Below are 26,893 nucleotides of genomic sequence, written 5' to 3'. Positions count from 1 at the left end.
GCGGTGAAGGTGTGCAGGTACTCGCCCATCATGATGAGCGCGAACTTCAGCGAGGAGGAGTACTCGGTCTGGAAACCACCGACCAGCTCCCCCTCGCCCTCCGGCAGGTCGAACGGGATGCGCGCGGCCTCGCCGAACATGCACACCACGTAGACCAGGAAGGACGGCGCGAGCAGCACCACGAACCAGAACTGCTCCTGCGCCGCGACGATCTCCGAGGTGGACAACGTGCCCGCGAACAGGAAGATCGCCACGAACGACAGACCCATCGCGACCTCGTACGAGACCACCTGGGCCGCCGAACGCAGACCGCCCAGCAGCGCGTACGGCGAACGCGACGCCCAACCGGCCAGCACCACGCCGTACACCGACACCGCGCCCATGGCCAGCATGAACAACACCGCCACCGGCAGGTCCACCAGCTGCAGCGGCGTCTGCACACCGAACAGGTTGACCACCGGCCCGAACGGCACGATGGAGAAGGCCAGGAACGCCGGCACCACCATGATGATCGGCGCCAGCAGGTAGAGGATCTTGTCCACGGTCCGCGGGAAGAGGTCCTCCTTCAGGCCCATCTTCAGACCGTCGGCCACGGACTGCAGCAGGCCGAACTTGCCGGCCCGGTTGGGCCCGTACCGGTTCTGCATCCGCGAGATCAGCTTGCGCTCGAACCAGACGCCGAACAACACGCTCAGCATCAGGAAGACGAACAGCATCACGGCCTTGATGATGGTGATCCACAGCGGATCCTTGCCGAAGTCCGCAAGAGTCGGACTGGCCACCGCGAGAAGGTGGGTCATGAGGCGCTCCCGATGGTGACGATGTCGCCGGCCACCGCGCGCAGGTCACGCGTGACCGAGCAGCCGCCTGAGTTCGCCGGCACCCAGACCACGCGGTCCGGCAGGTCCGCGACGCGCACCGGCAGGGTGACGTTCGCGCCGACGACGAGCTTGTCGCCGTCGGCCAGGCCCAGCTCGGCGGCCGTGCTCTCGGAGACCAGCGCTTCGGCGGCGCGGGCGGTGCCCGCGAGGTACGGCTCGCCGTCCTGCAGCCTGCCCTCGTCGAGCAGCAGGTGCCAGGTGGCCAGCAGGGCCTGGCCCTGGGCCGGCGCCTCCTGGCTGCGGGTCAGGGCGTTCGGCGCGCTGACTCGGGTGCCGCGCCAGGAGCCCAGGCTCGACAGCTCGCGCCGGGCGGCCTTGGCGTCCGGCAGGCCCAGGTGCACGTCCATCCGGTCGGCCAGGTTGGCGATCACGGCGAGGTCGGACTGCAGTCCGGGCACCCTGAGCGGGGCCTCGAACGAGCGGCCCCTGCCCTCCCAGTTGACGAACGTGCCGGCCTTCTCCTGCACCGCGGCGACCGGCAGGACCACGTCGGCGCGGTCGGTGACGGCGCTGGCGCGGATCTCCAGGCTGACGATGAACGGCGTGTGCTCCAGTGCTTCGAGCGCCGCCGCCGGGTCCGGCAGGTCGTAGGGGTCCACTCCGGCGACGACCAGCGCCTCCAACTCCCCGTCGCGGGCGGCGGCGAGGATGCCGGCGGTGTCGCGGCCGGGCGTGGCGGGCAGCGAGCCCACGTTCCACGCCCTGGCGACCTCGGCCCTGGCGCTCTCGTCGCTCACCGGGCGGCCGATCGGCAGCAGGTTGGGCAGCGCGCCGGCCTCGACGGCGCCGCGCTCACCGGCCCTGCGCGGGATCCAGGCGATCCTGGCGTCGGAGGCGGCGGCGAGCCGGACGAGCGCGGACAGCGCGCCCGGCACGGTGGCCAGCCGCTCGCCGGCCAGCACGATCGTGCCCGGGGCCAGCGTGCCCACCAGGTCGCCGATCGCGTCGGCCTCGGCGCCGGGCGCGGTGCGGATGAGCGTGCCGCCCATCTTCACCAGGCCCAGGGAGGCGAACGGCGCGATGGAGGTGACCTTGAGTCCCTTCTTCATCCACGCCTTGCGCAGGCGCAGGAAGACGCTCGGCGACTCGTCCTCGGGCTCGAACCCGACCAGCAGCACGTGCGGGGCGTTCTCAAGCTCGGTGTAGTTGATCTCGATGCCCTTGCCGGCCACCGCGTGGGCCAGGAACTGCGCCTCCTCGGCGGAGTGCGGCCTGGCGCGGAAGTCGATGTCGTTCGTGCCGAGCGCGAGCCTGGCGAACTTGGCGTAGGCGTAGGAGTCCTCGACCGTGCCCCGGCCGCCGACCAGCACGCCGGCCTTGCCGCGGGCCTTGGCCAGGCCCTCGGCGGCCACCATCAGCGCCTCCGGCCACGAGGCCGGCACGAGCACGCCCTCCTCGTTGCGGACCAGCGGCTGCTTGAGGCGGTCGGGCTGCTGCGCGTAGGTGAACGCCCAGCGGCCCTTGTCGCAGTTCCACTCCTCGTTCACCTGCGGGTCGTTGCCCGCCAGGCGGCGGGTGACCCGGCCGCGCCGGTGGTCGGTGCGCAGCGCGCAGCCGCCGGCGCAGTGCTCGCACGAGCTGGGCGTGGAGACCAGGTCGAACGGGCGGGCGCGGAAGCGGTAGGCGGCGCCGGTGAGCGCGCCGACCGGACAGATCTGCACCGTGTTGCCGGAGAAGTAGGAGTTGAACGGCTTGCCTTCGGCCGTACGCACCTGCTCCTTGGCCCCGCGCTCGAAGAACTCGATGAGCGGGTCACCGGCGATCTGGTCGGAGAAGCGGATGCAGCGCGCGCACTGGACGCAGCGCTCGCGGTCGAGCAGCACCTGCGTGGACAGCGCCAGCGGCTTGGGGAAGGTGCGCTTCTGCTCCTGGAACCTGGACTCGCCCTGGCCGTTGGACATGGCCTGGTTCTGCAGGGGGCACTCGCCGCCCTTGTCGCAGACCGGGCAGTCCAGCGGGTGGTTCATCAGCAGCAGTTCCATGGCCCCGCGCTGCGCCTTCTCGGCGACCGGCGAGGTGAGCTGGGTCTGCACGACCATGCCCTCGGCGACCTCGATCGCGCACGACGGCTGCGGCTTGGGAAAGCCGCGGCCGTTGCCCGCGTCGGGGATGTCGACCAGGCACTGGCGGCAGTTGGCCGCCGGGTCGAGCAGCGGGTGGTCGCAGAACCTGGGGATCTGGATGCCCAGCAGCTCGGCGGCCCTGATGATCAAGGTGCCCTTGGGGACACTGACCTGAAACCCGTCGATGGTCAGGGTAATCAGGTTCACTTCGGTCTCTACGACGGTCACTGCTCACCCCAGAGAGTGGACTTCTTCGGGTCGAACGGACAACCGCCGATCTCGAAGTGCTTGAGGTACTCCTCGCGGAAGTACTTCACCGAGGAGTGGATCGGGCTCGTCGCGCCGTCGCCCAGCGCGCAGAACGAGCGGCCGAGGATGTTGTCCGCGATGTCGGTGATCGTGGCCAGGTCCTCCTCGGTGCCCTGGCCCTTGTCCAGGCGCTTGAGCACCTGCTTGAGCCAGTACGTGCCCTCGCGGCAGGGCGTGCACTTGCCGCAGGACTCGTGGGCGTAGAACTCGGTCCAGCGCAGCACCGTGCGGACCACGCAGGTGGTCTCGTCGAAGATCTGCAGCGCGCGGGTGCCGAGCATGGAGCCCTTCGCGCCGACCGCCTCGAAGTCGAGCGGCACGTCGAGGTGCTCGTCGGTGAAGATCGGCGTGGAGGAGCCGCCCGGGGTCCAGAACTTGAGCTGGTGCCCCTCGCGGATGCCGCCGGCCATGTCGAGCAGTTCGCGCAGCGTGATGCCGAGCGGGGCCTCGTACTGGCCGGGCCTGGTGACATGGCCGCTGAGGGAGAAGATGCCGAAGCCCTTGGACTTCTCGGTGCCCATCCCGGCGAACCAGTCGGCGCCGTTGGCGATGATCGAGGGAACACTCGCGATCGACTCGACGTTGTTCACCACAGTAGGCGAGGCGTACAGGCCCGCCACGGCCGGGAACGGGGGCTTGAGCCGCGGTTGACCTCTGAAGCCTTCGAGCGAGTCGAGCAGCGCCGTCTCCTCGCCGCAGATGTAGGCGCCCGCGCCGCTGTGCACGACGAGCTCCAGGTCGTAGCCGGAGCCGAAGACGTCCTTGCCGAGGTAACCCTTCTGGTACGCCTCCCGCACGGCCGCGTGCAGCCGCCGGATGACGTGCAGCACCTCGCCGCGCACGTAGATGAAGGCGTGGTTGGCCCTGATCGCGAACGCCGTGATGATGATGCCCTCGACCAGCGAGTGCGGGTTGGCCATCATCAGCGGGATGTCCTTGCAGGTGCCCGGCTCCGACTCGTCGGCGTTGACGACGAGGTAGTGCGGCTTGCCGTCGCCCTGCGGGATGAAGCCCCACTTCATGCCGGTCGGGAAGCCCGCGCCGCCGCGGCCGCGCAGGCCCGAGTCCTTGACGGCCTGGATGACGGCGTCGGGGTCCATGCCCAGCGCCTTCTTGGCCGCCTTGTACTCGCCGTAGACGTCGAGGGTGAAGGAGTTCGGCTGATCCCAGTTCGCGGTCAGGATCGGTGTCAAAGTGGTGCTCATGCTTCGGGGGCCTTCCATCCCTTGGCCTTGGCGACCTTCAGGCCCTCAAGGGAGGCGCCGGCGGCCGACGGGCCGTCGCCCGCGAGGTCGTCGGGCAGCCCGGAGAGCACCCGCGAGGCCTCCTTGAACGTGCACAGCTTCTTCGGGCCACGCGTGGGCCGCACGTCCTTGCCGTCCCGCAGGTCGTCCACGAGCTGCTTGGCCGACTCGGGCGTCTGGTTGTCGAAGAACTCCCAGTTGACCATCATGACCGGCGCGAAGTCGCAGGCCGCGTTGCACTCCAGGCGCTCCAGCGAGACCTTGCCGTCCGGGGTCGCCTCGTCGTGACCGACGCCGACGTGCTCGGACAGCTCGTCCCAGATCTGGTCGCCGCCCATGACCGCGCACAACGCGTTGATGCACACGCCGACGTGGTAGTCGCCGACGGGCTTGCGCTTGTACATGGTGTAGAAGGTCGCCACGCCCGTGACCTCGGCCTTGCTGATGCCGAGGATCTCCGCGCAGAACTCCTGCCCGTCGTCGGAGACGTAGCCGTCCTCGGACTGCACGAGGTGGAGCAGCGGCAGCAGAGCGGAGCGCGTCTTCGGGTACCGCCCGATGATCTCCTTGGCGTCCAGCTCCAGACGCTCGCGAACTTCCGGTGAGTATGTCACCGGTCCACACCTCCCATGACGGGGTCGATAGAAGCCACCGCGGCGATCACGTCGGCGATCTGGCCGCCCTCCGCCATGGCGGGGAAGCTCTGCAGGTTGCAGAAGGACGGCTCGCGGAAGTGCACGCGGTACGGCCGGGTGCCGCCGTCGCTGACCACGTGGGCGCCGAGTTCGCCCTTGGGCGACTCGATGCTGGCGTACGCCTGCCCGGCCGGCACCCTGAAGCCCTCGGTCACCAGCTTGAAGTGGTGGATGAGGGCCTCCATGGAGGTGCCCATGATGTGGGCGATGTGGTCGGGCGAGTTGCCGAACCCGTCGGGGCCGAGCGCGAGCTGCGCGGGCCAGCCGATCTTCTTGTCCTCGATCATCACCGGGTCGCCCTTGAGCGGACCGGCGATGCGGTCCAGCGCCTGCTCGATGATCTTGAGGGACTCCTCCATCTCCCGCATGCGGACGAGGTAGCGCGAGAACACGTCACAACCACGCTCGGTGGCCACGTCGAACTCGTAGGTCTCGTAACCGCAGTAGGGCTGCGACTTGCGCAGGTCCCATGGCAGGCCGGCGGCGCGCAGGATGGGCCCGGTGATGCCCAGCGCCATGCAGCCGGTCAGGTCGAGGTAGGCCACGTCCTTCGTACGGCGCAGGTAGACGGGGTTCTCGTCCAGGAGCTTGCGGATGTCCTTGATCCGCTTGGGCATCTCCTTGAGGAACTCGCCGACCTTGTCCACCGCGCCCGCGGGCAGGTCCACGCTGACCCCGCCGGGGCGGATGTAGGCGTGGTTCATGCGCAGGCCGGTGATGTACTCGAACAGGTCCATGATCATTTCACGATCGCGGTACCCGAACAGGAACGGCGTGGTCGCGCCCAGCTCCATGCCGAACGTTCCCATCGCGACCAGGTGCGAGGCGATGCGGTTGAGCTCCATCATCATCACGCGGATGGCCTGCGCCCGGTCGGGGATGCGGTCCTCGATGCCGAGCAGCTTCTCCACACCCAGGCAGTACGCCGTCTCGTTGAAGATCGGCGACAGGTAGTCCATGCGGGTCACGAACGTGGTCCCCTGGGTCCACGTCCGGTACTCCATGTTCTTCTCGATGCCGGTGTGCAGGTAGCCGATGACGCCGCGCGCCTCGGTGACCGTCTCGCCGTCGAGCGTCAGTACCAGCCGGAGCACGCCGTGCGTGGACGGGTGCTGCGGGCCCATGTTGATGACCAGGCGCTCGTCTTCCGAGTCACGCACGCCGCTGACAACCTGATCCCAGTCGGCACCGTTGACCGAGTAGACCGTGCCCTCGGTCGCCTCGTCATAAGCGGTGCTCATGAGTAACTCCTTCTCTGGTCCGGCGAGGGGATGGTGGCGCCGCGGTATTCCACCGGGATGCCGCCGAGCGGGTAGTCCTTGCGCTGCGGGAAACCGTCCCAGTCGTCCGGCATCATGATCCGGGTGAGCCCGGGGTGCCCGTCGAAGATGATTCCGAAGAAGTCGTACGCCTCGCGCTCGTGCCAGTCGTGACCAGGGTAAACGCTGACCGTCGATGGGATGTGCGGATCGGCGTCAGGAGCGCTGACCTCGACCCGTACGCGCCGGTTGTGGGTGATGGAGCACAGGTGGATGACCGCGTGCAGCTCCTCGCCCGCCTGGTGCGGGTAGTGCACGCCCGACACGCCGAGCGACAGCTCGAAGCGCAGCGCCGGGTCGTCGCGCAGCTTCTGGCAGACCTCGACCAGCCGCTCCCGCTTGACGTGCAGGGTCAGCTCGCCGCGGTCCACGACCACGCGCTCGATCGCGTCGTCGAGCGCCAGGGTGTCGACCAGCTCGTCGAAGTAGCCCCCGTACGGGCGGGGCGTCGAGATCAGCGGCGCCCTGCGCACGACGAGGCCGCCGTAGCCGGAGGTGTCGCCGGTGTCCTGGGCGCCGAACATGCCCTGGCGGGCGACGGGCGCCTCGGGCACGGCCGGGACCGCGGCCGCGGGAGTCTCCCCGCTGTCCGGGCTCCCGGGGAGGTTGTCGGGCGAGGTCACTTCGCGGCCCCCTGGTCGATCAGCGGCAGCGTGCGCAGCGCCTGCAGTTCGAGGTCCTCGATCTGCTTGGCGCGGTGCGCGCCGAACTTCGTGTTCTGGATCTTGTCGTGCAGCTTCACGATCGCGTCGATGAGCATCTCGGGCCGCGGCGGGCAGCCCGGCAGGTAGATGTCGACGGGCACGACGTGGTCAACGCCCTGCACGATGGCGTAGTTGTTGAACATGCCGCCGCTGGAGGCGCACACGCCCATGGAGATGACCCACTTGGGCTCGGCCATCTGGTCGTAGATCTGCCGCAGGACGGGGGCCATCTTCTGCGACACGCGCCCGGCCACGATCATCAGGTCGGCCTGGCGGGGAGACGCCGAAGCGCGCTCCATACCGAAGCGCGCCAGGTCATAGTGGGGGCCACCGGTGGCCATCAGCTCGATGGCGCAACACGCGAGGCCGAACGTGGCCGGCCATACGGAGTTCTTCCGCGCCCATCCCGCGGCCGCTTCGACCGTGCTGAGGATGAACCCGCTGGGGAGTTTCTCTTCAAGTCCCATTTTCAGTCCCAGTCCAGTCCCTTGCGGCGCCACACGTACGCGTAGGCGACGAGCACGGTGACGATGAACAGCAGCATCTCGACGAGCGCGAACAGGCCGAGGCCCGACGAGAGCACGCGGCCGAGATCGTCCGTCTCAGGGGCGAACGAGACGGCCCACGGGTAGAGGAAGATGATCTCGATGTCGAAGACGATGAAGAGCATCGCCGTGATCATGTATTTGAGCGGGAACCGTCCGCCACCGACAGGCTGGGGCGTGGGCTCGATACCGCATTCGTAGGCGTCGAGCTTCGCACGGTTCCAGCGCTTGGGACCGGTGAAGGGAGCGATGGCGACCGAGAAGATCGCGAAGCCCCCCGCGAGAACGGCGAGCACCAGGATGGGCACGTAAAGGTCCATCGCTACGCCTCCTCTGGAGTCGCCGCGCGCGCGGGCGCGCAGCCGGATCTGTTGATTGCGAGATTCATGCTGATGGCGCGACCTTCGAGAGTGCGTTGATGATCATGTCGGACGCATCGCCTCGCCGGTCGGTGAGATTACCAAGGAGTTTGAGCGCGAAGCGCATCAGCCTCGGGTGCGGCAACCCGTGCCTGGTGCCGAAGCTCATCACACCCGGCTTCCCGATCGCCTCGACGAAGTACCTGCCGAGCGTGAAGTAGCCGCCATAGACGTCCTTCAGCACCTGAGGATAGGTCCGCAGGATCCGCTCGCGTTGCGCGGGGGTGGTGTCCCGCAGGGCCTTGGCGATGACCTCGGCGGCGATCTCCCCGGTCTCCATGGCGTAGGCGATGCCCTCGCCGTTGAACGGGTTGATCGACCCGCCGGAGTCTCCCACGAGGAGCAGGCCGCGCGTGTAGTGGGGCTGCCTGTTGAAGGCCATCGGGAGCGCGGCGCCACGGATCGGGGCCGTCATGTTCTCCTCGTTGAAGCCCCATTCTTCGGGCATCGAGCGGCACCAGCGACGCAGCAGATCGCGGTAGTCGATGTTGCCGAACTGTGAGCTGGTGTTGAGCAGACCGAGGCCCACGTTCGAGGTGCCGTCGCCCACGCCGAACACCCAGCCGTAGCCGGGCAGCAGCGTGTCGCCGTCCCACAACTCCAGCCAGGTCTCCAGGTAGTCGTCGTCGTGGCGCGGGCTCTCGAAGTACGTCCGCACCGCCACGCCCATCGGGCGGTCCTCCCGCTTGTGCAGGCCCATGCCCAGCGCCAGGCGGGTGCTGTTGCCGTCGGCGGCCACCACCAGCCGGCCGCGGAACTGCCGGCCGTCCTTGGCGGTCACGCCCACGATGTGGCCGCTGCGGTCGTCCAGGATGGGGCCGGTGACGGTGACGCCCTCCATGAGGCGTACGCCGTTCTTGACCGCGTTGGCGGCGAGGATCTCGTCGAAGTCCTGGCGGGTGCGTACGAGGCCGAAGTCGGGGAAGCGCTCAAGCTGCGGCCAGTCGAGCTCGAACCGCAGCCCGCCGCCGACGACGCGCAGGCCCTTGTTCCTGACCCAGCCGGGGGCGTCGATGTCCACGCTCATGTTCTGCAGCTGCTTGACGGCGCGGGGGGTCAGGCCGTCGCCGCAGACCTTCTCGCGGGGGAACCTGGTCTTCTCCAGGAGCAGCACGTCAAGCCCGGCCCGAGCGAGGTAGAAGGCGGTCGTGGAACCGGCGGGACCGGCGCCGACCACGATAACGTCAGCGTCAGCCTGTATGGCGGCTGCTGGCACGGTCACTGGACTGATCCTGTCCCTACACGCTCGAAGGCCGTGGGGTGTCGCGCCTTCGTTCCTTTGTGAACCCCTTCACAAACTTACCGGCCCGCAGTCTACTGCTTTTCGTACACATAGTGGCAGTCGGGGTGCTGTTCTGTGATCCAGGAGGACGGCGTGTCGCCTGAGGCCGCGCAGTCATGATCGTCACGCTAGCAGCAGGCTTCGCGGCGCTCCGAGCCCGGCCGGTCAGCCGATGCGGTCTTGAGATGAGCGCATCGCGGTGAAAAGAAATTTCGAGCATCGTCGAACTCTGAAAAGCGTGAATGGCGATATTCGGCGGCGCGCGCTCAGGCCGGCTTGAACCCTCTGTGGATAGCGACGATCCCCATCGTGAGATTGCGCCAGGCCACACGTTCCCAACCGGCCCGCTGGATAGTCCGGGCCAGCGTCGGCTGGTCGGGCCAGTCCCTGATCGACTCGGCCAGGTATTCGTAGGAGTCGTCGTTGGAGCCGAACACCTTGGCCACCTTCGGCAACATCCGCATCAGATATTCGCGATAGACCAGATCGAACGCGCCGAACGTCACGTGCGAGAACTCCAGCACCACCAGCCGGCCGCCCGGCTTGGTCACCCGCGCCATCTCCCGCAGCGCCTTGCCGGTGTCGTGCACGTTGCGCAGCGCCACCGAGATCGTCACCGCGTCGAAAACCGAATCGGCGAACGGCAGCCGCATCGCGTCACCCGCGACGAACGGCACTCCGGGACCCGACAGCGCGTTGCCGCCGTGCCGCGCCACCCCGGTGCGCAACATGCCGAGCGAGAAGTCCGAGGCGATCGCCCGCGCGCCCAGCATGGTGAACGCGTCGGTGGAGGTGCCCGTGCCCGCCCCCAGATCCAGGACGACCTCCCCGGGCCCCGCGTCAACGGCGGCGGCCACCGCCTTGCGCCAGAGCCTGACCTGCCCGAGCGAGATCACGTCGTTGACCAGGTCGTAGCGCCGGGCGGTGCGATCGAACATCGCGGCCACTTCGTCCGGCTGTTTGTCCAACTGAGCGCGCGTCATGTCCCCACCTTATTGCGGGCGACCGCCACTTCCGCGGCCATGCCCATCCGGGACAATCAACGGAAAGTAGCCTCATGACTACCCAACGTCTGCTAGTTGTTGGGGAATGCTTGCCCGTGTCGCCCTTGCGGCGATCATCGCATCGGCACCAGTCCCGCATCCGCGGGTCGTCTCCGCCGACCCGATAGACAGCACTCCCCATGTGCTCGACGGCATCGTCAACGCCATCGCCGTCGTCGGGCGCACCGTAGTGGTCGGCGGCTCCTTCGGCGAGGTCAGCGACGCCGCGCGCACCACCGTTTACGCACGCGACAACCTGTTCGCGTACGACCTGGTGACCGGCCAGGTGCTACCGGATTTCGCGCCGAGCGTGACCGGCCCGGTCTACGGACTGGTGGCCGGCGACCGCGACACCGTCTACGTCGGTGGAGCGTTCCACGGCGTCAACAACCGCGGCTCCCGCGCCCTGGCCAGGCTCCGGCTGGCCGACGGCGCGCTGGTGCCGGGCTTCGCGCCGCGCATCGGCGGCGGCATGGTGACCGCACTGGCCAGGCAGGGCCCCCGGCTGTACGTGGGCGGCGACTTCGTCAGCCCGCGTACCGCGCTGGCCGGGCTCGACGCGGAGACCGGCACGCCCGACGCCGGCTTCGACATCGAGCCCGGCACGCCGCTGACCACGCAGGTGAAGGTCTACTCGCTGGCCGTGGCCGGCCGCAGGCTCGCCGTGGACGGCTCGTTCACCACGCTCGACGGCCACTCCAGGCCGCAACTCGGGCTGATCGACGTCGGCGGGCGCACCGCGCGGGTGGCCGCGTGGCGCACCGACGTCTACGCGCGCAGATGCAGCCCCAACTTTCCCTCGTACGTACGGGGGCTGGATTTCTCTCCCGACGGCAGCTATTTCGCGGTCGTCACCACGGGAGGCGCCAGAGGCGGGATCTGCGACACGGCCGCGAGATTCGAGACCTATGCCAAGGGCACGGCGATCAGGCCCACCTGGGTCAACGCCACCGGCGGCGATTCGCTCTACGCGGTCGCGGTCACCGGGTCCGCGGTCTACGTCGGCGGGCATCAGCGCTGGCTGGACAATCCCCAGGGCCGCGACTCGGCCGGTCCGGGCGCGGTGCCACGGCCGGGGATCGGCGCCATTCATCCACGCACCGGAAAGGCCCTCAGTTGGAATCCCACGCGGGAGCGCGGCATCGGCGTGAAGGCGTTTTACGCACACGGCAGTGGACTACTTGTCGGTAGCGACACAACGAGACTCGGACGGGAGTACCATGCCCGGATTGGCATGTTCCCCCTGCCCTAGTCGTCCTGCGGCTTCGGCCGGTCGATCCTGTCGGTAAGACGCTCGCTCACGGCGTCACGCTGCTTGGAGAGCAAGACGTAGCTGGCTATGCCGCTGATCAAGAAAGACGCGGCGATCAGGAACAGCCAGTTTTGCAGTCCTAGCAGCCAGAGGACACCGAGGGTCACGATGAACAGGCCGATCCGCGACGCGGTGTAAACGAGAACGGGACGCACAGGTTCGAGGTTACTCGGACCTGCGTAGCGGTCGCTCTTCGCATCGGACGCGAGCACTGCTACTGTTCCCAGTTAGGGAGTTTCGTAAAGAAACACCCACGAGAGCCCCAAAGAGGCTCTATCATATAACAATCGGGCAGTCAGCTGATAACAACCCGTGATCTTTGTAGAAAACCACGGATAAATCAGGCTTCGCTCGACACACTGGTTACCTGTCCGCCCGCTGGCAGGAAGCGGGATGCGAGGGGGAGAGATTGGTGGAGAGTAGCAGCGAGCGTCTGCTGACCCCAGGAGAGGTTGCCGCCCTCTTCCGGGTAGACCCAAAGACGGTTACGCGCTGGGCTGCGGCAGGCCGCATCAGCAGTATCCGCACCCCCGGAGGGCACCGGCGCTTCCGCGAGTCGGAAGTCCACGCCCTTCTCCGAGGCGAGGACGTTCTTACGGCCGACAGGCCTGCAGGTGAGTCCCCGCGCGTCTGACGTTCCGTCTAGTCGGTGATCCTGCACGACGGGCCGCCTTAACAGCGGTCCTGCCCGCCAGGATCACCGCTGGCGGAACCCACTGTTTCGCGTGCTTTCCCGCCACACTTCCGTAGGGGGAGCACGGGGCGGCGCCAACCGCCGACCGCGGCTGGCGCCTGTCCGTTGAACCGAACCGGCCGTCTCCCCCGACACCTGCCACCTGCCGCCTGGAACAGGCCCCGCCTGCTTCAGGCGTCTTTTTCTGCCCCGCCTCTTCCTGCCCCGCCTCTTCCTGCCGCGCCCTCTCAGGCGCTTTCCTGCCGCGCCCTCTCAGGCGCTTTCCTGCCGCGCCCTCTCAGGCGCCTTCCTGCCGCGCCCTCTCAGGCGCCTTCCTGCCCCGCCTTCGCAGGCGTCTTACCGCCGTGCCTTCTCAGGCGTCTTCCTGCCGCGCCTTGAACGCCAGGAACTCGCGTTCAAGGTCGTCGTTCTCCTCTTCCCAGCGCCGGCGGCGCACCTCGGCCTCTTCCTCGGTCACCGACTCCGGCAGCCACTGCTCGTAGTCGGGGTCACCGGGCCGCACCTCCACGTAGGCGTTGCCGATCAGACGCCCGTCCGGGCTGGTCAGGCTCTGCGGTACGCGCAAGGTCCCGTCCGCGAGCCGGATGACGTACATGGCCGATCACCTAGATTCCGTAGCGCCGGTTGAAGAACAGCATGATGTCGAGCGCCAGCCGCGTGTCCCCGCCGAGCATGTCGACGAGGGCGGGACGCTGGCGCGAGGCGATGGCGGCGAAGGCGTCGGCGAAGAACTCTTTGCGGCCGAGCCCGCCTTCCTGACGGTGGAAGGTCGAGGTCAGCAGCGGTACGGCCGTGTCGTGCAGGCGGACGAACTCCGGCGAGTCCGACACCCAGTCGCCGTACGCCGAATCGATGTCGTCGATGGCGTGCCCGGCCTCGTGCATCATCACGTCGGGGGTGGGCGAGGGGCGGTCGCCGACGACGATCTTGCGATCCCCGTACGCGCCCGCGCAGATGTCCCAGGTCGCGCGGCCGGAAGGTAACGGGGCGCCGCGCAAGTAAGCCATGTCGTCGAGGTCGGGCACCCCGCCGGGGCCGATGTAGATCCCTTCGAGGCCGCCCGCGAGCAGTTCCTTCAACCGCTCGGGCAACCTGGCCAGGCTTTCGATGGCCCGGACGATGTCCGCGGGCGGCGGGCCCTGCCTGGCGTCCCACTGGCGGTGCAGGATCGACTCCAGCCTGCCGCAGTGCCGCAGGCCGTCGCCCATCGAGGGCACGTCGGGGCGGTTGGGCTGGGCTCTGAGCGGCTGGTCGGTCAGCTCGAAGTCGTACCAGGTGTAGCGGGGGCGATCGACCACGACGGCGGCGGGGAGGCGCTCGCCGCGCTCGCGTACCGCGTAGGCGTCCCTGCCGGTCTGCGGGAAGTGCGGCGCGTCCGAGATCGGCCAGGCCATCCGATGCGCTTCCGGCCTGTGAGCGTCGGGCCTGTGAGCGTCGGGCCTGTGCGCTTCGGGGCTGTGCGCTTCGGGGCTGTGCGCTTCCGGCTGGGTCGCGCGCTCGGTGTGCTCTGCGCGCCCGCCACCGCCCGGCCACGCCGCCTGCCCGGTCCTGCCGCTGAGCCCGCCGCTGTGTCCGCCGCTGTGTCCGCCGTCTCCGAAGCCGCGGCGGCTTTCCGTACCGCCCACGCCTCGGCCCGTCTCGCGGCGCTCCTGGGGCTTCTGGGCGTCGGACCAGAAGGAGCGTTCGGCTTCGGCGGGGGCTTCGCCGCGGCGCGAGAACAGGTACGAGCCGCGCCGCCACCAACGGCCGCGCCGATGCCGCCCCTTGTCGCGGGAACCCTTGTCAGAAGTACCAAGAGCCCTGTCGAAAGTGAAGGCCATCGCACCCCTCAACGCCCGTGGAGCCCCGTGGACACCGTCGCATCGGATTCCACCGTACGACGCCGATCTTCCCCTAGTCACCCGAAATGGGACATCAGGCAGCCCGATCACGCCGAATCATGGCTTACAGTTCGGGACATGGCAGGTGTTCTGATCGGCCTGGCGCTGCTGGCCTTCTGGCTCTTCTCGCTCTTCGACGTGGTGACCACACCGGAAGATGAGGTGAGGAACGTACCAAAACCCCTCTGGATCCTGATAGTCGTGCTCATCCCGCTGCTCGGCGGCCTCATCTGGATGGCGCGCGGACGCCCGCGCGCCGCGCAGGCCCCGCGACCGACGACGTGGCCAGTCTCCCCGGCTCCGGGCATGCCGAAGGGCCCCGACGACGACCCCGACTTCCTTCGTGACCTCGACCGCCGGATGCGCGGAGACGACGTTAATTAGGGCACGTCGGCGTAGCTGTGCAGGCCGTCGATGAAGATGTTGACCCCGATCAGGTTGAACAGCAGGCACCCGAACGCCACGAGCTGCACGATCGTGGAGGCCCTCCCCTTCCAGCCCGCCGTCGCCTTGGCGTGCAGGTAGGCGGCGTAGGCCACCCACGTGATGAACGACCACACCTCCTTGGGGTCCCAGCCCCAGTACCGGCCCCAGGCCCGGTCCGCCCACAGCGCGCCCGCGATGACGGCGAACGTCCACAGCGGGAAGGCGAAGACGATCGCCCGGTGCGCCACCTTCTCCAGGTCGGCGCGGGACGGCAGACGGGACATCCCGTCGCCGCGCACCAGGTAGAGCACGCCGGCGACGCCGGCCAGGGTCAGCAGACCGCTGGAGATGATCGCGGCGGAGACGTGGATCGCGATCCAGTACGAGTCCAGCGCCGGCACGACAGGCCCGGCGGCGGTGTAGAAGACCTTGACCGCCAGCCCGAGCCCGAGCGCGGCCGTGACCATGACGAACCCGCCCAGGAACCGCACGTTGTGGCGGATCTGGGTGAAGATGAACGCGCTCACGGCGGCGAAGCAGATCGCGACCACGAACTCGTACATGTTGCCCCACGGCCACCGCTCCACGGCCAGGCCGCGGGTGACGATGGCGGCGCCGTTGGCCGCCCAGCCGAGCCAGGCGAGCACGAGGGCCACCGTCCCGGCCTTGACTCCCACGCCGGAGCCGGAAGCTCCGGCGTTGACTCCCACGCCGGAGCCGGAACCACCCGCCGCCGTCGTGCCGGCAGGGGCCTTCTCACCGTCGGACGGCCCGTCCGGCACCGTGACGGCGTCGGACGCCTCCCCCGGCTCCGACACGGCAGCCGACGCCGAGTCCGGCGCCGCCTCCCCGCTCACGGCTCCCACCGCGACCGGCTGCTTGATCTTGACGGCTCCGGCGGCTGCGACCTCCGCCTTGCCTGACCGGAGTCTGCCGAAGGCCAGCTCCATCGCGAAGCCGACCATGGCGACGACGTAGAGCAGGACGGCTGCGACGACGAAAAGGTCGCTCAGCTCGGCGAGTTGCTCAGCGGACATCCTTTTCTCCTGCTGATAGAACCTTCACGATGTCGGCGAACTCCTCGGTGAAGCCCGCCGCGGAGCCCTCGGTACGGGTCAGGCCGCCCACCTCGGCCTTGCCGTCCGCGATCCGTACGAACACCCTGCGGCGGCGGATCATGAGCGAGAGCCCGATGGCGATCACGGCCGTGGCGGCGAAGACCAGGGCCGGCCAGCGCCCGGGGTCGTAGTTGGTCTGGAGTGTGATCCACTCCTTGACGCCGGTGAACTCGAGCGTGCCCAGCCCGTCGGGCAGTTCCATCGACTGCCCCACCGCCAGCGGCTTGGGCGCGCTGGTGCCCATGACCAGCGGCTTGAGCTTCTTCATCACCTCGGGCTCGGCCAGTTCGTAGACCGACTGCGGCTTGCCCGAGTTCATGCCCAGGTCGCCGGAGAACGCGCCGAGCACCTTCACCTCGGGGTTGAGCTCGCCGGGGAAGGCCGAGGCGTGGTCGCCGTTGGTCAGCGGCACGCTGGTCGGCATGAACTGCAGCAGGAACCCGAGCTGCGACGGCTGCGAGTCGGGCACCTTGACCACGCAGCCCGAGGTCATCGTGGTCTTCTGCTCGATCAGGCAGGGCACCGCGCCCTCGAAGGCCACCTGCCCCTTCCCGTCGGTGACCTTGAACGTGGGCGCGTAGCCGTTGCCGATCAGGTACGTCTGGGTGCCGTTGGTCTCAAGCGGCTCGTTGACCTTCAGCTCGAAGTCGCGGGTGGGCGCGCCGGGCGTGTCGTTGACCTTGAGGTGGGCCGAGTAGTCGAGCGCCTGCCCCCGCTTTTCCCCCTCGACCTGGTAGGCCACCTTGAACTCGGCGAGCTGGAAGTAGAACGGCTCCAGCGACTCGGCCGAGACCTGACTGCCGGGCATGAACCGGTCGTAGGTGGCCACGGTGTTGGCGAACCCGTCGCCCTCGACGACCAGCACGTTGCCCCGATAGCCGAACAACGAACCGGCGCCGATCGCGAGCAGGATGCCGAGCAGGGCGACGTGGAAGAGCAGGTTGCCGGTCTCGCGCAGGTAGCCCTTCTCCGCCGACACCCAGCCGTCGCCCGTCACGACGCGGAAGCGCAGCTTACGCAGCCGCCCGGCGGCCTCATTGACGTCCATGCCGGTCTCGAAGGAGGCGGCGTGCGGCAGGCGGGACAGGTTCCTGGGCGCGGCGGGCGGTTTGCGGCGCAACTCCCGCACGTAGGTCGCGGTGCGCGGGAGGACGCAGCCGATGAGCGAGGTGAACAGCAGCAGGTAGACGGCCGCGAACCAGACCGAGGTGAACACCTCGAAGAGCTGGAACCTGTCGTACCACTCGGCGAGTGTCGGATTCGCCTCGTACAGGGCGGCGACCTTGTCGGGCTCGACGCCGCGCTGCGGCACCAGCGAGCCGGGCACCGAGCCCAGCGCCAGCAGGAACAGCAGGATCAGCGCCGTCTTCATCGAGGTGAGCGTGCGCCAGATCCAGCGCAGCCAGGCCACCAGGCCGAACGAGCCCTGCTTGGGCGGCGGCTGCTTCTTCTCCAGTTCCTGGACGCTCATCAGATCACCGGCTCGAACGAGCCGATCAGGCCCTGCATGGCGGCGATCATCTCTCCCCAAAGCCCGGTCACGAGCAGCACGCCGACGGCCACCATCATGCCGCCGCCGATCCTGGTGATCAGGCGCGAATGCTTGCGGATGGCCCGGAACGTGCGCAGGGCCCTGCTGTAGGCCAGCGCCGCGCCCACGAAGGGCAGGCCGAGACCCAGCGCGTACGCGACGGCCAGCAGGGCGCCCCGGCTCGCGCTGCCCTCGTTGAGTCCGAGCGTCAGCACCACGGCGAGTGTGGGCCCGATGCAGGGCGTCCAGCCCAGCCCGAACACCACTCCGAGCAGCGGCGCGCCCGCCAGCCCGGCGGCGGGCCTGCGGTTGATGCGCACGTCGCGCATCATCCCGGGCAGCACCCCGAGGAAGGCCAGCCCGAGCAGGATGGTGAGCACGCCGAGCACCCGCGTGATGATCTCCGCGTTGCCCAGCATGATCGAGCCGAGGCCGCCGAACAACGCCCCGCTGAGCACGAACACCAGCGCGAACCCGGCCACGAACAACACCGTGCCGAGCACCAGCCGCCCCCTCTTGGGGTCGGCGCTCATGCCGGTGACGTAGGACAGGTAGCCGGGCACCAGCGGCAGCACGCACGGCGACAGGAAGGACACCACCCCGGCCAGCACCGCGATCGGCACGGCCAGCAGCAGCGACCCCGAGGCGACCACCTCACTCATCGCGCACCTTGGTCACCGCGTTCATCAGGTCGGTGTACTTGACGGCGCCCAGCGCCCTGGCCGCGATCCTGCCCTGCTTGTCGATGATCAGCGTGGACGGGATGGCCGCGGGCGGCACCGTGCCCTGGAAGGCCAGCGCGACCTTGCCGGGCTGGTCGAAGATGTGGGGGTAACCGGTCTGCTCGGTACGCTCGAACGCCTTGGCGTCGGCCTGGCGGTCCTTGAAGTCGATGCCGAGGAACTGCACGCCGCTGTCCTTGGTCTTGGTGGCGACCTCCTTGAGCACCGGCGCCTCGGCCCGGCACGGGCCACACCACGAGGCCCAGAAGTTGATCACCACGACCTTGCCCTTGTGCTCGGCGAGCGAGGCGGTGCCGCCTTCGAGGGTCGGCCCCTCGACCGCGGGCGCGGCCTTGCGCTCGGCGGCCTCGAACACCTGCATCTTCCCGTCGCCTGCGACGAAGCGGGTGTCACCCGCCTGTGGCTGACCGCCCTGGTTGCCCGCGCAGCCGGCGACGAGCGCGGCGAGGAGGAGAAGAGGGATGGACTTGGCGCGCACGGAGGAAGATCTCCTTGTACTACAACCGGTAGAGCTTGCAACTCTACCGGGGACCCCGCGCGCCCCGGACATCAGGCCCCGGGGATGGACGGCCCGGGGTCCAGTGATCCGGCCGGCTCGCTGTAGCCGATGCTGATCAGGCGGTTTCCGTCGAACGTGAGCGTGGTCAGGCTGGCCAGGGCGCACTGCCGGCGCCGCGGATCGTGCCAGAGCCTGCGGCCCTCCGCGGCCGACCTGATCGCCCAGATCGGGAGCTGGTGGCTGACGAGCACGGTCTCGTGCCCGCGCACCGCCGCCCTGGCCTCGTCGATCATGGACTTCATGCGCTTGACGATAACCGGGTACGGCTCCCCCCACGACGGGCGCAGCGGGTTCCAGAAATAGCGGTAGTTGCGCGGGTTGCGCAGCACCGCCAGCCCCTGCCCGATCACCCGTCCCTGCAGCAGGTTGCCCGCCTCGATCAGGCGCGGGTCCTGGCCGACCTCGAGGCCGAGCTTGTCCGCGAGCGGGGCCGCCGTCTCCAGCGCGCGTTCGAGCGGTGAGCTGAAGATCGCGACGATGTCCCGGCCGCCGACGGCCTTGGCGACCGTCTCGGCCATGAGCTGACCCGTCTCGGACAGGTGGAAGTCGGGCAACCTGCCATACAGGACGCCCTTGGGGTTGTGCACCTCACCGTGACGCAATAGGTGAACGACGGTGGTTTCAGCCATGGTGCGCACAGCCTATCCGCTCGCCCGAGCCGTACGGCGCAGGGTACGCGGCCCAGTTCACCCACCCCGCCGCTCACTCCGAGCCCCAGCCGTCCTCCCGCTGCCTACTCCGAGGCCCAGCCGTTCTCCTGCTGCCTGCTCGACTCGACCAGCGCGTCGACCATGGCCCTGATCGCGGGACGACGCGCCGCGTCCGTACGCCACACCGCGTAGATGCGCCGCGACTGGCGCGGGCGCAGCGGCACGATGCGCGCGCCGTCGGGCACGCAGTCACGGCCCAGCCTCGGCACGATCGCACAGCCCAGACCGGCCGCCACCAGGGCGAGCTGGGTCGGGTACTCGTCGGCCATGCAGGCGATCACCGGCTCCAGCGAGGCGCTGCGCAGCGTGAACACCAGCCAGTCGTGGCAGACCGTGCCCGGCGTGGAGCTGATCCACTGCTCGCCGTGCAGCGCGGCAAGCTCCACCTCCCGCCCACCCGCCAGCGGATGATCGGCGGGCAGGGCCACGTCGGCCACGTCGTCGAGCAGCGTGGCCTTGGACAGGCCCTCGGGGACGGGCATCGGACGGTTCATCCAGTCCTGGATCACGCCCAGGTCCAGCTCGCCCCTGGCGACCTCGCGTACCACCCGCTCGGGCTCGCGCTCGTTGAGCTGCACCCACAGGTCGGGATGGCGCTGCCGGAGCGTGACCAGCGCGCCGGGCATGAGGCCGCGCACCGCCGTGGGGAAGGCGGCCACGTTGAGGCGGCCGACGACCTCGCCGCGCAGCGCCTCGAAGTCGGCCTCGGCGGTCTCGACCAGGGCGAGGATGCGCTCGGCGTGCTCGGCCAGCAGCCCTGCCGCGTCCGTCAGCCGTACGCCGCGCCCGTTGCGTTCCATCAGGCGGGCGCCGGTCTCCCGCTCCAGCTTGGCGATCTGCTGGGAGACCGCCGAGGGCGTGACCATGAGCGCGTCGGCCGCCGCGCCGACCGACCCATAGACGTGCACCGCGTGTAGAGCCTTGAGCCGGTTCAGGTCCAACATGTAAGCCAGTCTAAATGGTTTAGCGTAGAAAGTCTCGCTTGTGGTTGATTGTGTAGTGGACGAAAATAGATGCATGCGAATCATTAAGCCGAAGCAGCAGCAGACCACCTCCGTCTCCTACCTCAAGACCCTCGCCGAGCAGGCCCGCGACCAGCGCATCCGCTACCAGAAGCCCGCTCGCTGAGCCTCACCCCTCAGTGACCCCCCGCCACCTCGCCCTCGCCGTCGGCCTCGCAGCCATCTGGGGCTTCAACTTCGTGGTCATGCAGGTCGGCCTGCGCCACTTCCCGCCCCTGCTGTACGCCGGCCTCCGGTTCACCATGGCCGCCTTCCCCGCCCTGCTGTTCGTGGGCCGGCCCGGGGTGCCCTGGCGCTGGGTCGCCGGGGTGGCGGCCACCATCGGGGCGGGTCAGTTCGGACTGCTGCTCGTGGGGATGCGGGCGGGCATGCCGGCCGGGCTCACCTCTCTCGTCCTGCAGATGCAGGCGCTGTTCACCGTGTTGTTCGCGGTGACGCTGCTCGGGGAGCGGCTCACCGCCCGCCGTGTACTGGGCCTGGCCGTCGCCTTCGGCGGTCTGGCGCTGGTCGCCTACGACTTCGGCCTTTCTGGCCCGTTCGGCGCCTTCGCCCTGTGCGTGGCCGCCGCTGCCGCGTGGGGCCTGGGCAACGTCGTCCAGCGCCGCGCCGCCCCACCCGACTCCCTGCGCTTCATGGTCTGGGTCAGCGCCTTCTCCGCCCCACCACTCCTGCTCCTGTCACTGATCGTCGAGGGCCCACCCGTACTCGGCTCGGCGGCTGAGGGCTGGCTGTCCCTCGTGTACGTGGCCTTCCTGTCCACACTGGGCGGCTTCGGCGTATGGGGCTGGCTGCTGCGACGTTACGACGCTTCGACGGTGGCGCCGTACACGCTGCTCGTGCCGGTATTCGGCATGTCCTCAGCGGCACTCATCACAGGCGAACCCCTGTCCTGGCCCAAACTCCTCGCCGCGACCCTCATCGTCTGCGGCGTCCTGTACGCCGGCACCAAACCCCGCCGCCACCCTCCGCTGACCGCGCCGTCCCCCCAGCGCCTCTGACGAAACAGGGAAAGCCGGAGCCGCGAAACAGGGAAAACATCGTCCGCGAATCTGGGAAAACTCTTCCCGCGAAACAGGGAAAACTTCGCCCGCGAAACTGCGAACGGGTTAGGCTCGACCATCCGGGACCAGCTCAGGGGCGGCATGAATCTACTACCTCGGCTCGCGGCAGGCTCGCTCAAGGAACTCCTGGCAGAGCTTCGAGTCGTCATGGTCAACGGGCCACGACAGTCCGGCAAGACGACACTCCTGCAGTCCTGCCGACGCTTCGGAGAGGCCACGTTCGTCACCCTCGACAACCCGTCCGAGCTCGCCATCGCCAAGGACGACCCACTCACCTTCGCTCGCAGACGACCGCAACCGGTGATCATCGACGAGATCCAGCGGGCCGGCGATCCGCTCATTCTGGCGATCAAGCAGGTGGTCGACGAGGACTGGACTCCTGGCCAGTTCGTGCTATCCGGATCGACCCGGTTCCTCGGCATCCCCACGGTGTCGGAGTCGCTCGCAGGCCGGGTGGCCTTCGTCGACCTGTGGCCTTTCGCGGTCAGCGAGCGGGTGGGAGACACCGGCGAGTTCTGTGATCGTGCCTTCACCTCGCCAGAGGCCGTGACCGGCCGGGAATCGCCCTGGAGACGCGAGGACTACATTCGCCTGATCAGCCGGGGAAGCTACCCGGAGGCCCTGCGCCTGAAGTCGCCGGCCGCGATCGAAGCCTGGTTCAGCGGTTACCTCGACACCGTGATCTCCCGCGACATCCGTGAATTCGCCCACGTCAACAAGGCCCAGGCGATTCCGGACCTGATCTCGCTGGTGGCGGCGCGGGCTGGCGGCCAGCTGGTGCTCGCCCATCTCGCGGACGGGCTCGGGCTCGATGTCACGACCGTACGCACGTACCTCTCATATCTGGAGACCGTCTTCCTGGTCGGCTCGGCGCCGGCCTGGTCCAACAACCTCTCTTCCCGGGTGACCCACGCGCCCAAGACCTACGTGACCGACAGCGGGCTGGCCGCGCACCTGATGGACCTGGACGCCGAGTCGCTCCTCGCGCCGGGCCATCCCGCCCTCGGCGGGCTCCTGGAGACCTTCGTCTTCGCCGAACTCGTCAAGCTCGCCACTTTCGCGCGGCGGCAGGTGACCGTGCGCCACTACCGTGACAGGGAGAAGCGCGAGATCGACTTCATCCTGGAACGCCGTGACGGCAGCGTGGTGGGCATAGAGGTGAAATCCTCGGCCACGCCCAAGAGCGAGGACGCCAAGCACCTGCGCTGGCTGAGGGACAGGCTGGGCGACCGGTTCGTGGCCGGGTACGTCCTCCACCTGGGGACCACTAATTTGGGGTCGGGCGATCGTATCTTCTTCTCGCCACTGTCCGCCCTGTGGGATCACAGGGCGCCGGAGGAACTCGTCCCCCGGCTACCCGATCGCTGAGTCTCACAGGACGGCGGCGGCTGCCTTCGCCGCGGCGGGGAGGGCCTCGGCCACGCGGCCGATCGCCTCGTCGTCGTGTGAGGCCGACAGGAACCACGCCTCGTACGCCGACGGCGGCAGGTAGACGCCCTGGTCGAGCATCGCGTGGAAGAACGCGGTGAAGGCGGCGGTGTTCTGGGTCTTGGCCTGGGCGAAGTCCGTCACCTCGGCGTCCGTGAAGAAGATCGAGAACAGGCTGCCCGCCCGCTGCAGCCGGTGCGGCACCCCGGCCTTGCCCAGCGCCTCGGCGGCCAGGTCGCCGACCTTGAGCGCGGCCGCGTCCACCCGGGCGTACGCGTCGGCGTCCAGGGCGCGCAGCGTGGCCAGGCCGGCCGCGCAGGCCAGCGGGTTGCCCGACAGCGTGCCCGCCTGGTAGACGGGGCCCTCGGGGGCGAGGTTGGCCATGACGTCCGCCCGGCCACCGAACGCCGCCGCGGGCAGGCCGCCGCCCATGACCTTGCCGAAGGTCATCAGGTCGGCGTCCACCGGGTCCAGGCCGTACCAGCCGGCGGCGGAGACCCGGAAGCCCGTCAGCACCTCGTCCACGATGAGCAGCGCGCCGTTGGCGGTGCACAGCTCGCGCAGGCGCGCGTTGAAGCCGTCGCGCGGCGGGACGACGCCCATGTTCGCGGGGCACGCCTCGGTGATCACGCATGCGATGTCCGCCGCGGCGAAGGCCGCCTCGACGGCCGCGAGGTCGTTGTAGGGCAACACGATCGTGTCCGCCGCCGACGCGCCCGTCACGCCCGGCGTGTCGGGGAGGCCGAAGGTCGCGACGCCGGAGCCGGCCGCGGCCAGCAGCGCGTCCACGTGGCCGTGGTAGCAGCCCGCGAACTTGATCACCTTCGACCGCCCGGTGAACCCCCTGGCCAGGCGCACCGCGCTCATCGTCGCCTCGGTGCCCGAGCTGACCAGGCGTACCTTCTCGACGGGCGCGACCCGCGCGACGAGCTCCTCGGCCAGCTCGACCTCGCCCTGGGTGGCGGTGCCGTAGGAGAACCCGCCGGCCATCGCGCGCTCGACCGCTTCGACGACCGCGGGGTGACGGTGCCCGAGGATCATGGGGCCCCAGGAGCAGACGAGGTCGACGTAGCGGTTGCCGTCTACGTCGGTGATGTAGGGGCCCTGGCCCGCGGCCATGAACCGCGGCGTGCCGCCCACCGCCCCGAACGCGCGTACCGGCGAGTTGACCCCTCCCGGCACGATCTCCTTGGCTCGGGCGAACAGGTCCTCAGATCTCTGTGTACGGCTCACCCGACAAGCCTAATCAGTCTTCACGGCGGGGCCGTGCCCGCCCACCCGCCGCACACCGCAACCACCACCATCTGTTACGCGCTGCCATGGCCCGCCACCCGCCACACTCCGGCTGACGGCCCTCCAGGAAACGCCCTCTGACCCTTCACCGGTGACCCACCGTAACGCGAGCCCAGGTTGCCCGGCTCCATGGTCAGACTCGGCCGACCGATCTATAGTGGTTATGTATGTGAGCCATAGTGGCAACCAACATCAGGAGGACGGGTGTCGGTAACTCAAATCGACCTGGACGATGACGCCCTCAAGGAAGCCATGCGCATGATGGGCACGACGACCAAGAAGGAAACCGTCAACCTCGCCCTGCGCGAGTACGTCGCGCGGGTCAAACGCATCGAAGCGCTGGAGAAGCTGGCAGCCCGTGCCCAGCGGGGGGAATTCGACGAAGCATCCGCCGCGCACGAGGCAGCGAGACGCGCGTGGAAAGAGACCATCACCTGATGCCCCACCTCATCGACGCCTCCGCCTTGTGGTATCTCCTGCGAAACGCCGAGGTTCTCGAGGCGTGGGGCGATCGCATCACCACACAACCGCTGCGGATCTGTGAGCCGACCAGGACCGAATTCCTCTATTCGGCCACGGGCCCCGCGCACAGGGATGAGCTGGAGGAGGAGCTGGGCACGCTCTGCGAGCTTGCGCCCGTTCCCAAATCGGCTTGGCGGTGGGTGGAGAACGCGCAGTACAAGCTCACGCAGAAGGGACAGCACCGCTCCGCCGGGGTCGTGGACCTCCTGCTCTGCGCCACCGCCGTACATCATGGGCTGACGGTGCTGCATGTCGACGACGACTTCGCCACGGTGGCCAAGGTCATGACGGAGCTGGACCAGCGCGACATCCGCCGGTTCTGAGCTCAGTCGGCCAGCCACTCCAGGACGCGCAGCGGGTCGGGCAGGGGGCGGCCGTCCGGGGGGCGCAGCCAGGTGACGGGGTGGCCGCTGGGCAGGGTCGAAGGGGGTGCCAGGACGTAGCTGTCGCGGCAGTGCCAGCGCAGCCCCGGTGTGTCGTCGATGGTGGCGGGGTCGCAGTCGAGCTGGCACGACCACCACTCGTCCTCGTCCTCCGGATTGCCCCTGGTGGCCACATAGAACAAGACCCGGTCGCCGTTGGCGGCGACCGGGCCTGGGTGGGCGTCGGCGGCGTCGATCCGGGTGAGGGCCGACAGGCCGGCGGCGAGCGGTACGTCGAAGACGTCGAACACGCGGCCCGTGGGCAGAATCACATTGGCCTCGGGCTCGGCCTGCCACCACCGCGTGAGCAGGGCGGCGTCCGTCGTGGCCTGCAGGTGCCAGGCGGGCGAGAGCGGATGGGCACCCGGGTCGGGACAGCCGAGGCGGTCGCAGGAACAGGCGCGCGGCCCCTGCCGCAGCGGAAAGGCGCCCGGCACGACGGACCAGCCCATGGCGGCGTATTCGAGAACCGTCGAGATGCGTGTCGGCCTCGACCGCTTTTTGGTACGCCGAGCCAGTGGTACCCCCACCATGGTGTCTCCCGTCATGTAACAGCGCCTGAGGAGGCCCCGTCACCGGGCGGATCGCACACGCGGGACACACCAGCACTTGTCATGCAACTCTAACCCACGGGCCTCATGAGTTGACGGGAAACCCCTTGGTTAGAGCCGTCGGGCCACTTCCGTCGCCCAGTACGTCAAGATCAGGTCGGCGCCGGCGCGCTTGATCCCGACCAGCGACTCCATGATCATCCGCTCCCGGTCCACCCAGCCGTTGGCCGCGGCGGCCTCGACCATCGCGTACTCGCCGCTCACCTGGTAGGCGGCCACCGGCACGTCCACCTCGGCGCGGATCTGGGCGATGATGTCGAGGTAGGCCAGGGCGGGCTTGACCATGACCGCGTCGGCGCCCTCGGCCAGGTCCAGGCGGACCTCGCGCAGCGCCTCATCCAGCGGCCCGGCCGGGTCCTGCTGGTGGGTGCTGCGGTCGCCGAACTGCGGCGCGCACTCGGCGGCCTCGCGGAAGGGGCCGAAGAAGGCGGAGGCGTACTTGACGGAGTAGGCCAGGATCGGCACGTTGCCGTGCCCGGCTCCGTCGAGGGCCGCGCGGATCGCGCCCACCTGGCCGTCCATCATGCCGCTCGGCGCCACCATCTGCGAGCCGGCCTCGACCTGGGCCAGCGCCACCGAGGCGTACCGCTCCAGGGTGGCGTCGTTGTCCACGTCGCCGGACGGGGTGAGGATCCCGCAGTGCCCGTGGTCGGTGAACTCGTCCAGGCAGGTGTCGGCCATCACCACGAGCGAGTCGCCGACCTCGGCCACCACGTCGCGCAGCGCCACCTGCAGGACCCCGTCGGGGTCGTCGGCCGCCGAGCCGCGAGCGTCCTTCACCGCGGGCACGCCGAACAGGATGATGCCGCCCACGCCGGCCTCGGCCGCCTCGTGGGCGGCCTTGCGCAGCGAGTCGCGGGTGTGCTGCATGACGCCCGGCATCGAGGCCACGGGCTGCGCCTCGGTGATCCCTTCCTTGGCGAACAGGGGCAGGATCAGGTCGGCCGCGTGCAGCCTGGTGCCCGCCACCATCCGGCGCAGCGCCGGGTTGCGCCGCAGCCGCCTGGGCCTGGCGACGGGGAATCGCGCGCTCATACGGCTCTCCTCCAGGGGCGTC

29 protein-coding genes are annotated in these 26,893 nt (G+C 69.1%); 7 read left to right on the top strand and 22 right to left on the bottom strand.

The annotated features are described in order from the left end of the window. From AB0I81_RS11605 to AB0I81_RS11560, 10 genes are all read right to left on the bottom strand, one after another. The coding region (locus AB0I81_RS11605) for an NADH-quinone oxidoreductase subunit H (protein WP_360653893.1) at nucleotides 1-800 on the bottom strand (800 nt) is incomplete at its 3' end. Then, entirely contained in the window at nucleotides 797-3,151 is a 2,355-nt protein-coding gene (locus tag AB0I81_RS11600) for an NADH-quinone oxidoreductase subunit G (protein WP_360653890.1), read from the bottom strand. The genes AB0I81_RS11600 and AB0I81_RS11605, both read right to left, overlap by 4 nt. A 17-nt stretch (nucleotides 3,152-3,168) precedes the next feature. Then, a complete protein-coding gene (gene nuoF / locus AB0I81_RS11595) occupies nucleotides 3,169-4,458 on the bottom strand; it encodes an NADH-quinone oxidoreductase subunit NuoF (protein ID WP_360653887.1) in 1,290 nt (429 codons plus the stop codon). Further along, entirely contained in the window at nucleotides 4,455-5,111 is a 657-nt protein-coding gene (gene nuoE, locus AB0I81_RS11590) for an NADH-quinone oxidoreductase subunit NuoE (protein WP_360653884.1), read from the bottom strand. Before nuoE ends, nuoF begins: the two co-directional genes overlap by 4 nt. Then, a complete protein-coding gene (locus AB0I81_RS11585; protein WP_360653881.1) occupies nucleotides 5,108-6,433 on the bottom strand; it encodes an NADH-quinone oxidoreductase subunit D in 1,326 nt (441 codons plus the stop codon). Before AB0I81_RS11585 ends, nuoE begins: the two co-directional genes overlap by 4 nt. Further along, nucleotides 6,430-7,035: an NADH-quinone oxidoreductase subunit C gene (locus AB0I81_RS11580; RefSeq protein ID WP_360653936.1), complete on the bottom strand. Its 606-nt coding sequence runs from the start codon at nucleotides 7,033-7,035 to the stop codon at nucleotides 6,430-6,432. The genes AB0I81_RS11585 and AB0I81_RS11580 overlap by 4 nt, the downstream gene beginning before the upstream one ends. A 95-nt stretch (nucleotides 7,036-7,130) precedes the next feature. Next, nucleotides 7,131-7,682 carry an NADH-quinone oxidoreductase subunit B family protein gene (locus AB0I81_RS11575; protein WP_360653879.1) on the bottom strand — a complete coding sequence of 184 codons (552 nt, stop codon included), beginning with the start codon at nucleotides 7,680-7,682 and terminating at the stop codon, nucleotides 7,131-7,133. Between the two features lie 2 nt (nucleotides 7,683-7,684). After that, the gene (locus tag AB0I81_RS11570; protein WP_360653876.1) at nucleotides 7,685-8,080 is read right to left on the bottom strand and encodes an NADH-quinone oxidoreductase subunit A; all 396 of its coding nucleotides are present in this window, start codon (nucleotides 8,078-8,080) and stop codon (nucleotides 7,685-7,687) included. A 64-nt stretch (nucleotides 8,081-8,144) separates the two neighbouring features. Continuing rightward, nucleotides 8,145-9,401 (bottom strand): geranylgeranyl reductase family protein, encoded by a 1,257-nt coding sequence (locus tag AB0I81_RS11565; protein WP_360653873.1) that lies wholly within the window; start codon nucleotides 9,399-9,401, stop codon nucleotides 8,145-8,147. Between the two features lie 326 nt (nucleotides 9,402-9,727). Further along, a complete protein-coding gene (locus tag AB0I81_RS11560) occupies nucleotides 9,728-10,444 on the bottom strand; it encodes a demethylmenaquinone methyltransferase (protein WP_360653870.1) in 717 nt (238 codons plus the stop codon). Nucleotides 10,445-10,646: 202 nt separating this feature from the next. On the opposite strand from AB0I81_RS11560, the gene AB0I81_RS11555 reads away from it, so the two are divergent. Continuing rightward, nucleotides 10,647-11,756: a hypothetical protein gene (locus tag AB0I81_RS11555; protein ID WP_360653867.1), complete on the top strand. Its 1,110-nt coding sequence runs from the start codon at nucleotides 10,647-10,649 to the stop codon at nucleotides 11,754-11,756. Here the strand turns inward: AB0I81_RS11555 and AB0I81_RS11550 are convergent. Further along, a complete protein-coding gene (locus AB0I81_RS11550; protein WP_360653864.1) occupies nucleotides 11,753-11,971 on the bottom strand; it encodes a DUF4229 domain-containing protein in 219 nt (72 codons plus the stop codon). The two genes, AB0I81_RS11555 and AB0I81_RS11550, sit on opposite strands and share 4 nt — an antisense overlap. Before the next feature lie 257 nt (nucleotides 11,972-12,228). Between AB0I81_RS11550 and AB0I81_RS11545 the strand changes: the two genes are divergently transcribed. Beyond that, entirely contained in the window at nucleotides 12,229-12,450 is a 222-nt protein-coding gene (locus tag AB0I81_RS11545; protein ID WP_026214226.1) for a BldC family transcriptional regulator, read from the top strand. A 412-nt stretch (nucleotides 12,451-12,862) separates the two neighbouring features. Here AB0I81_RS11545 and AB0I81_RS11540 read toward each other — a convergent pair whose 3' ends face one another. Continuing rightward, the gene (locus AB0I81_RS11540) at nucleotides 12,863-13,105 is read right to left on the bottom strand and encodes a hypothetical protein (RefSeq protein ID WP_360653860.1); all 243 of its coding nucleotides are present in this window, start codon (nucleotides 13,103-13,105) and stop codon (nucleotides 12,863-12,865) included. Between the two features lie 10 nt (nucleotides 13,106-13,115). Beyond that, the gene (locus AB0I81_RS11535; RefSeq protein WP_360653858.1) at nucleotides 13,116-13,904 is read right to left on the bottom strand and encodes a hypothetical protein; all 789 of its coding nucleotides are present in this window, start codon (nucleotides 13,902-13,904) and stop codon (nucleotides 13,116-13,118) included. A gap of 564 nt (nucleotides 13,905-14,468) precedes the next feature. Between AB0I81_RS11535 and AB0I81_RS11530 the strand changes: the two genes are divergently transcribed. After that, entirely contained in the window at nucleotides 14,469-14,774 is a 306-nt protein-coding gene (locus AB0I81_RS11530) for a PLD nuclease N-terminal domain-containing protein (protein WP_360653855.1), read from the top strand. Here the strand turns inward: AB0I81_RS11530 and ccsB are convergent. The 6 genes from ccsB to AB0I81_RS11500 form a co-directional block, all read right to left on the bottom strand. Beyond that, nucleotides 14,771-15,853, bottom strand: coding sequence for a c-type cytochrome biogenesis protein CcsB (gene ccsB / locus AB0I81_RS11525; protein WP_360653852.1), 1,083 nt, complete (start codon nucleotides 15,851-15,853; stop codon nucleotides 14,771-14,773). The two genes, AB0I81_RS11530 and ccsB, sit on opposite strands and share 4 nt — an antisense overlap. Beyond that, complete coding sequence (locus tag AB0I81_RS11520) at nucleotides 15,843-17,405, bottom strand: cytochrome c biogenesis protein ResB (RefSeq protein ID WP_360653849.1); 1,563 nt, start codon at nucleotides 17,403-17,405, stop codon at nucleotides 15,843-15,845. The genes ccsB and AB0I81_RS11520 overlap by 11 nt, the downstream gene beginning before the upstream one ends. Continuing rightward, a complete protein-coding gene (locus AB0I81_RS11515) occupies nucleotides 17,405-18,127 on the bottom strand; it encodes a cytochrome c biogenesis protein CcdA (protein WP_360653846.1) in 723 nt (240 codons plus the stop codon). The genes AB0I81_RS11520 and AB0I81_RS11515 overlap by 1 nt, the downstream gene beginning before the upstream one ends. Further along, nucleotides 18,120-18,686 (bottom strand): TlpA disulfide reductase family protein, encoded by a 567-nt coding sequence (locus tag AB0I81_RS11510; RefSeq protein WP_360653843.1) that lies wholly within the window; start codon nucleotides 18,684-18,686, stop codon nucleotides 18,120-18,122. The genes AB0I81_RS11515 and AB0I81_RS11510 overlap by 8 nt, the downstream gene beginning before the upstream one ends. A gap of 71 nt (nucleotides 18,687-18,757) precedes the next feature. Further along, nucleotides 18,758-19,396 carry a histidine phosphatase family protein gene (locus AB0I81_RS11505; protein ID WP_360653840.1) on the bottom strand — a complete coding sequence of 213 codons (639 nt, stop codon included), beginning with the start codon at nucleotides 19,394-19,396 and terminating at the stop codon, nucleotides 18,758-18,760. A gap of 104 nt (nucleotides 19,397-19,500) precedes the next feature. Further along, a complete protein-coding gene (locus AB0I81_RS11500) occupies nucleotides 19,501-20,421 on the bottom strand; it encodes a LysR family transcriptional regulator (protein ID WP_360653837.1) in 921 nt (306 codons plus the stop codon). Between the two features lie 197 nt (nucleotides 20,422-20,618). Between AB0I81_RS11500 and AB0I81_RS11495 the strand changes: the two genes are divergently transcribed. Then, entirely contained in the window at nucleotides 20,619-21,497 is an 879-nt protein-coding gene (locus AB0I81_RS11495) for an EamA family transporter (protein ID WP_360653834.1), read from the top strand. A gap of 144 nt (nucleotides 21,498-21,641) precedes the next feature. Next, nucleotides 21,642-22,928: an ATP-binding protein gene (locus AB0I81_RS11490; protein ID WP_360653831.1), complete on the top strand. Its 1,287-nt coding sequence runs from the start codon at nucleotides 21,642-21,644 to the stop codon at nucleotides 22,926-22,928. A gap of 3 nt (nucleotides 22,929-22,931) precedes the next feature. Here AB0I81_RS11490 and hemL read toward each other — a convergent pair whose 3' ends face one another. Then, nucleotides 22,932-24,221 carry a glutamate-1-semialdehyde 2,1-aminomutase gene (hemL, locus tag AB0I81_RS11485; protein WP_360653828.1) on the bottom strand — a complete coding sequence of 430 codons (1,290 nt, stop codon included), beginning with the start codon at nucleotides 24,219-24,221 and terminating at the stop codon, nucleotides 22,932-22,934. A gap of 264 nt (nucleotides 24,222-24,485) precedes the next feature. Here hemL and AB0I81_RS11480 point away from each other — a divergent pair, with 264 nt between their 5' ends. Continuing rightward, nucleotides 24,486-24,719, top strand: coding sequence for a type II toxin-antitoxin system VapB family antitoxin (locus AB0I81_RS11480; RefSeq protein WP_360653825.1), 234 nt, complete (start codon nucleotides 24,486-24,488; stop codon nucleotides 24,717-24,719). Next, nucleotides 24,719-25,126 carry a PIN domain nuclease gene (locus AB0I81_RS11475; protein WP_360653823.1) on the top strand — a complete coding sequence of 136 codons (408 nt, stop codon included), beginning with the start codon at nucleotides 24,719-24,721 and terminating at the stop codon, nucleotides 25,124-25,126. Before AB0I81_RS11480 ends, AB0I81_RS11475 begins: the two co-directional genes overlap by 1 nt. Nucleotides 25,127-25,128: 2 nt before the next feature. On the opposite strand, the gene AB0I81_RS11470 is transcribed toward AB0I81_RS11475, so the two are convergent. Next, nucleotides 25,129-25,758: a bifunctional DNA primase/polymerase gene (locus tag AB0I81_RS11470; RefSeq protein ID WP_360653821.1), complete on the bottom strand. Its 630-nt coding sequence runs from the start codon at nucleotides 25,756-25,758 to the stop codon at nucleotides 25,129-25,131. Nucleotides 25,759-25,887: 129 nt separating this feature from the next. Next, on the bottom strand, nucleotides 25,888-26,871 hold the full coding sequence (gene hemB / locus AB0I81_RS11465; RefSeq protein ID WP_360653818.1) for a porphobilinogen synthase: 984 nt from the start codon (nucleotides 26,869-26,871) through the stop codon (nucleotides 25,888-25,890). Between the last annotated feature and the right edge of the window lie 22 nt (nucleotides 26,872-26,893).

It is taken from the genome of Nonomuraea sp. NPDC050404, from assembly GCF_040655495.1.
In the GTDB taxonomy this organism is placed as follows: domain Bacteria; phylum Actinomycetota; class Actinomycetes; order Streptosporangiales; family Streptosporangiaceae; genus Nonomuraea.
This window is presented reverse-complemented; position numbering and strand designations above follow the sequence as displayed.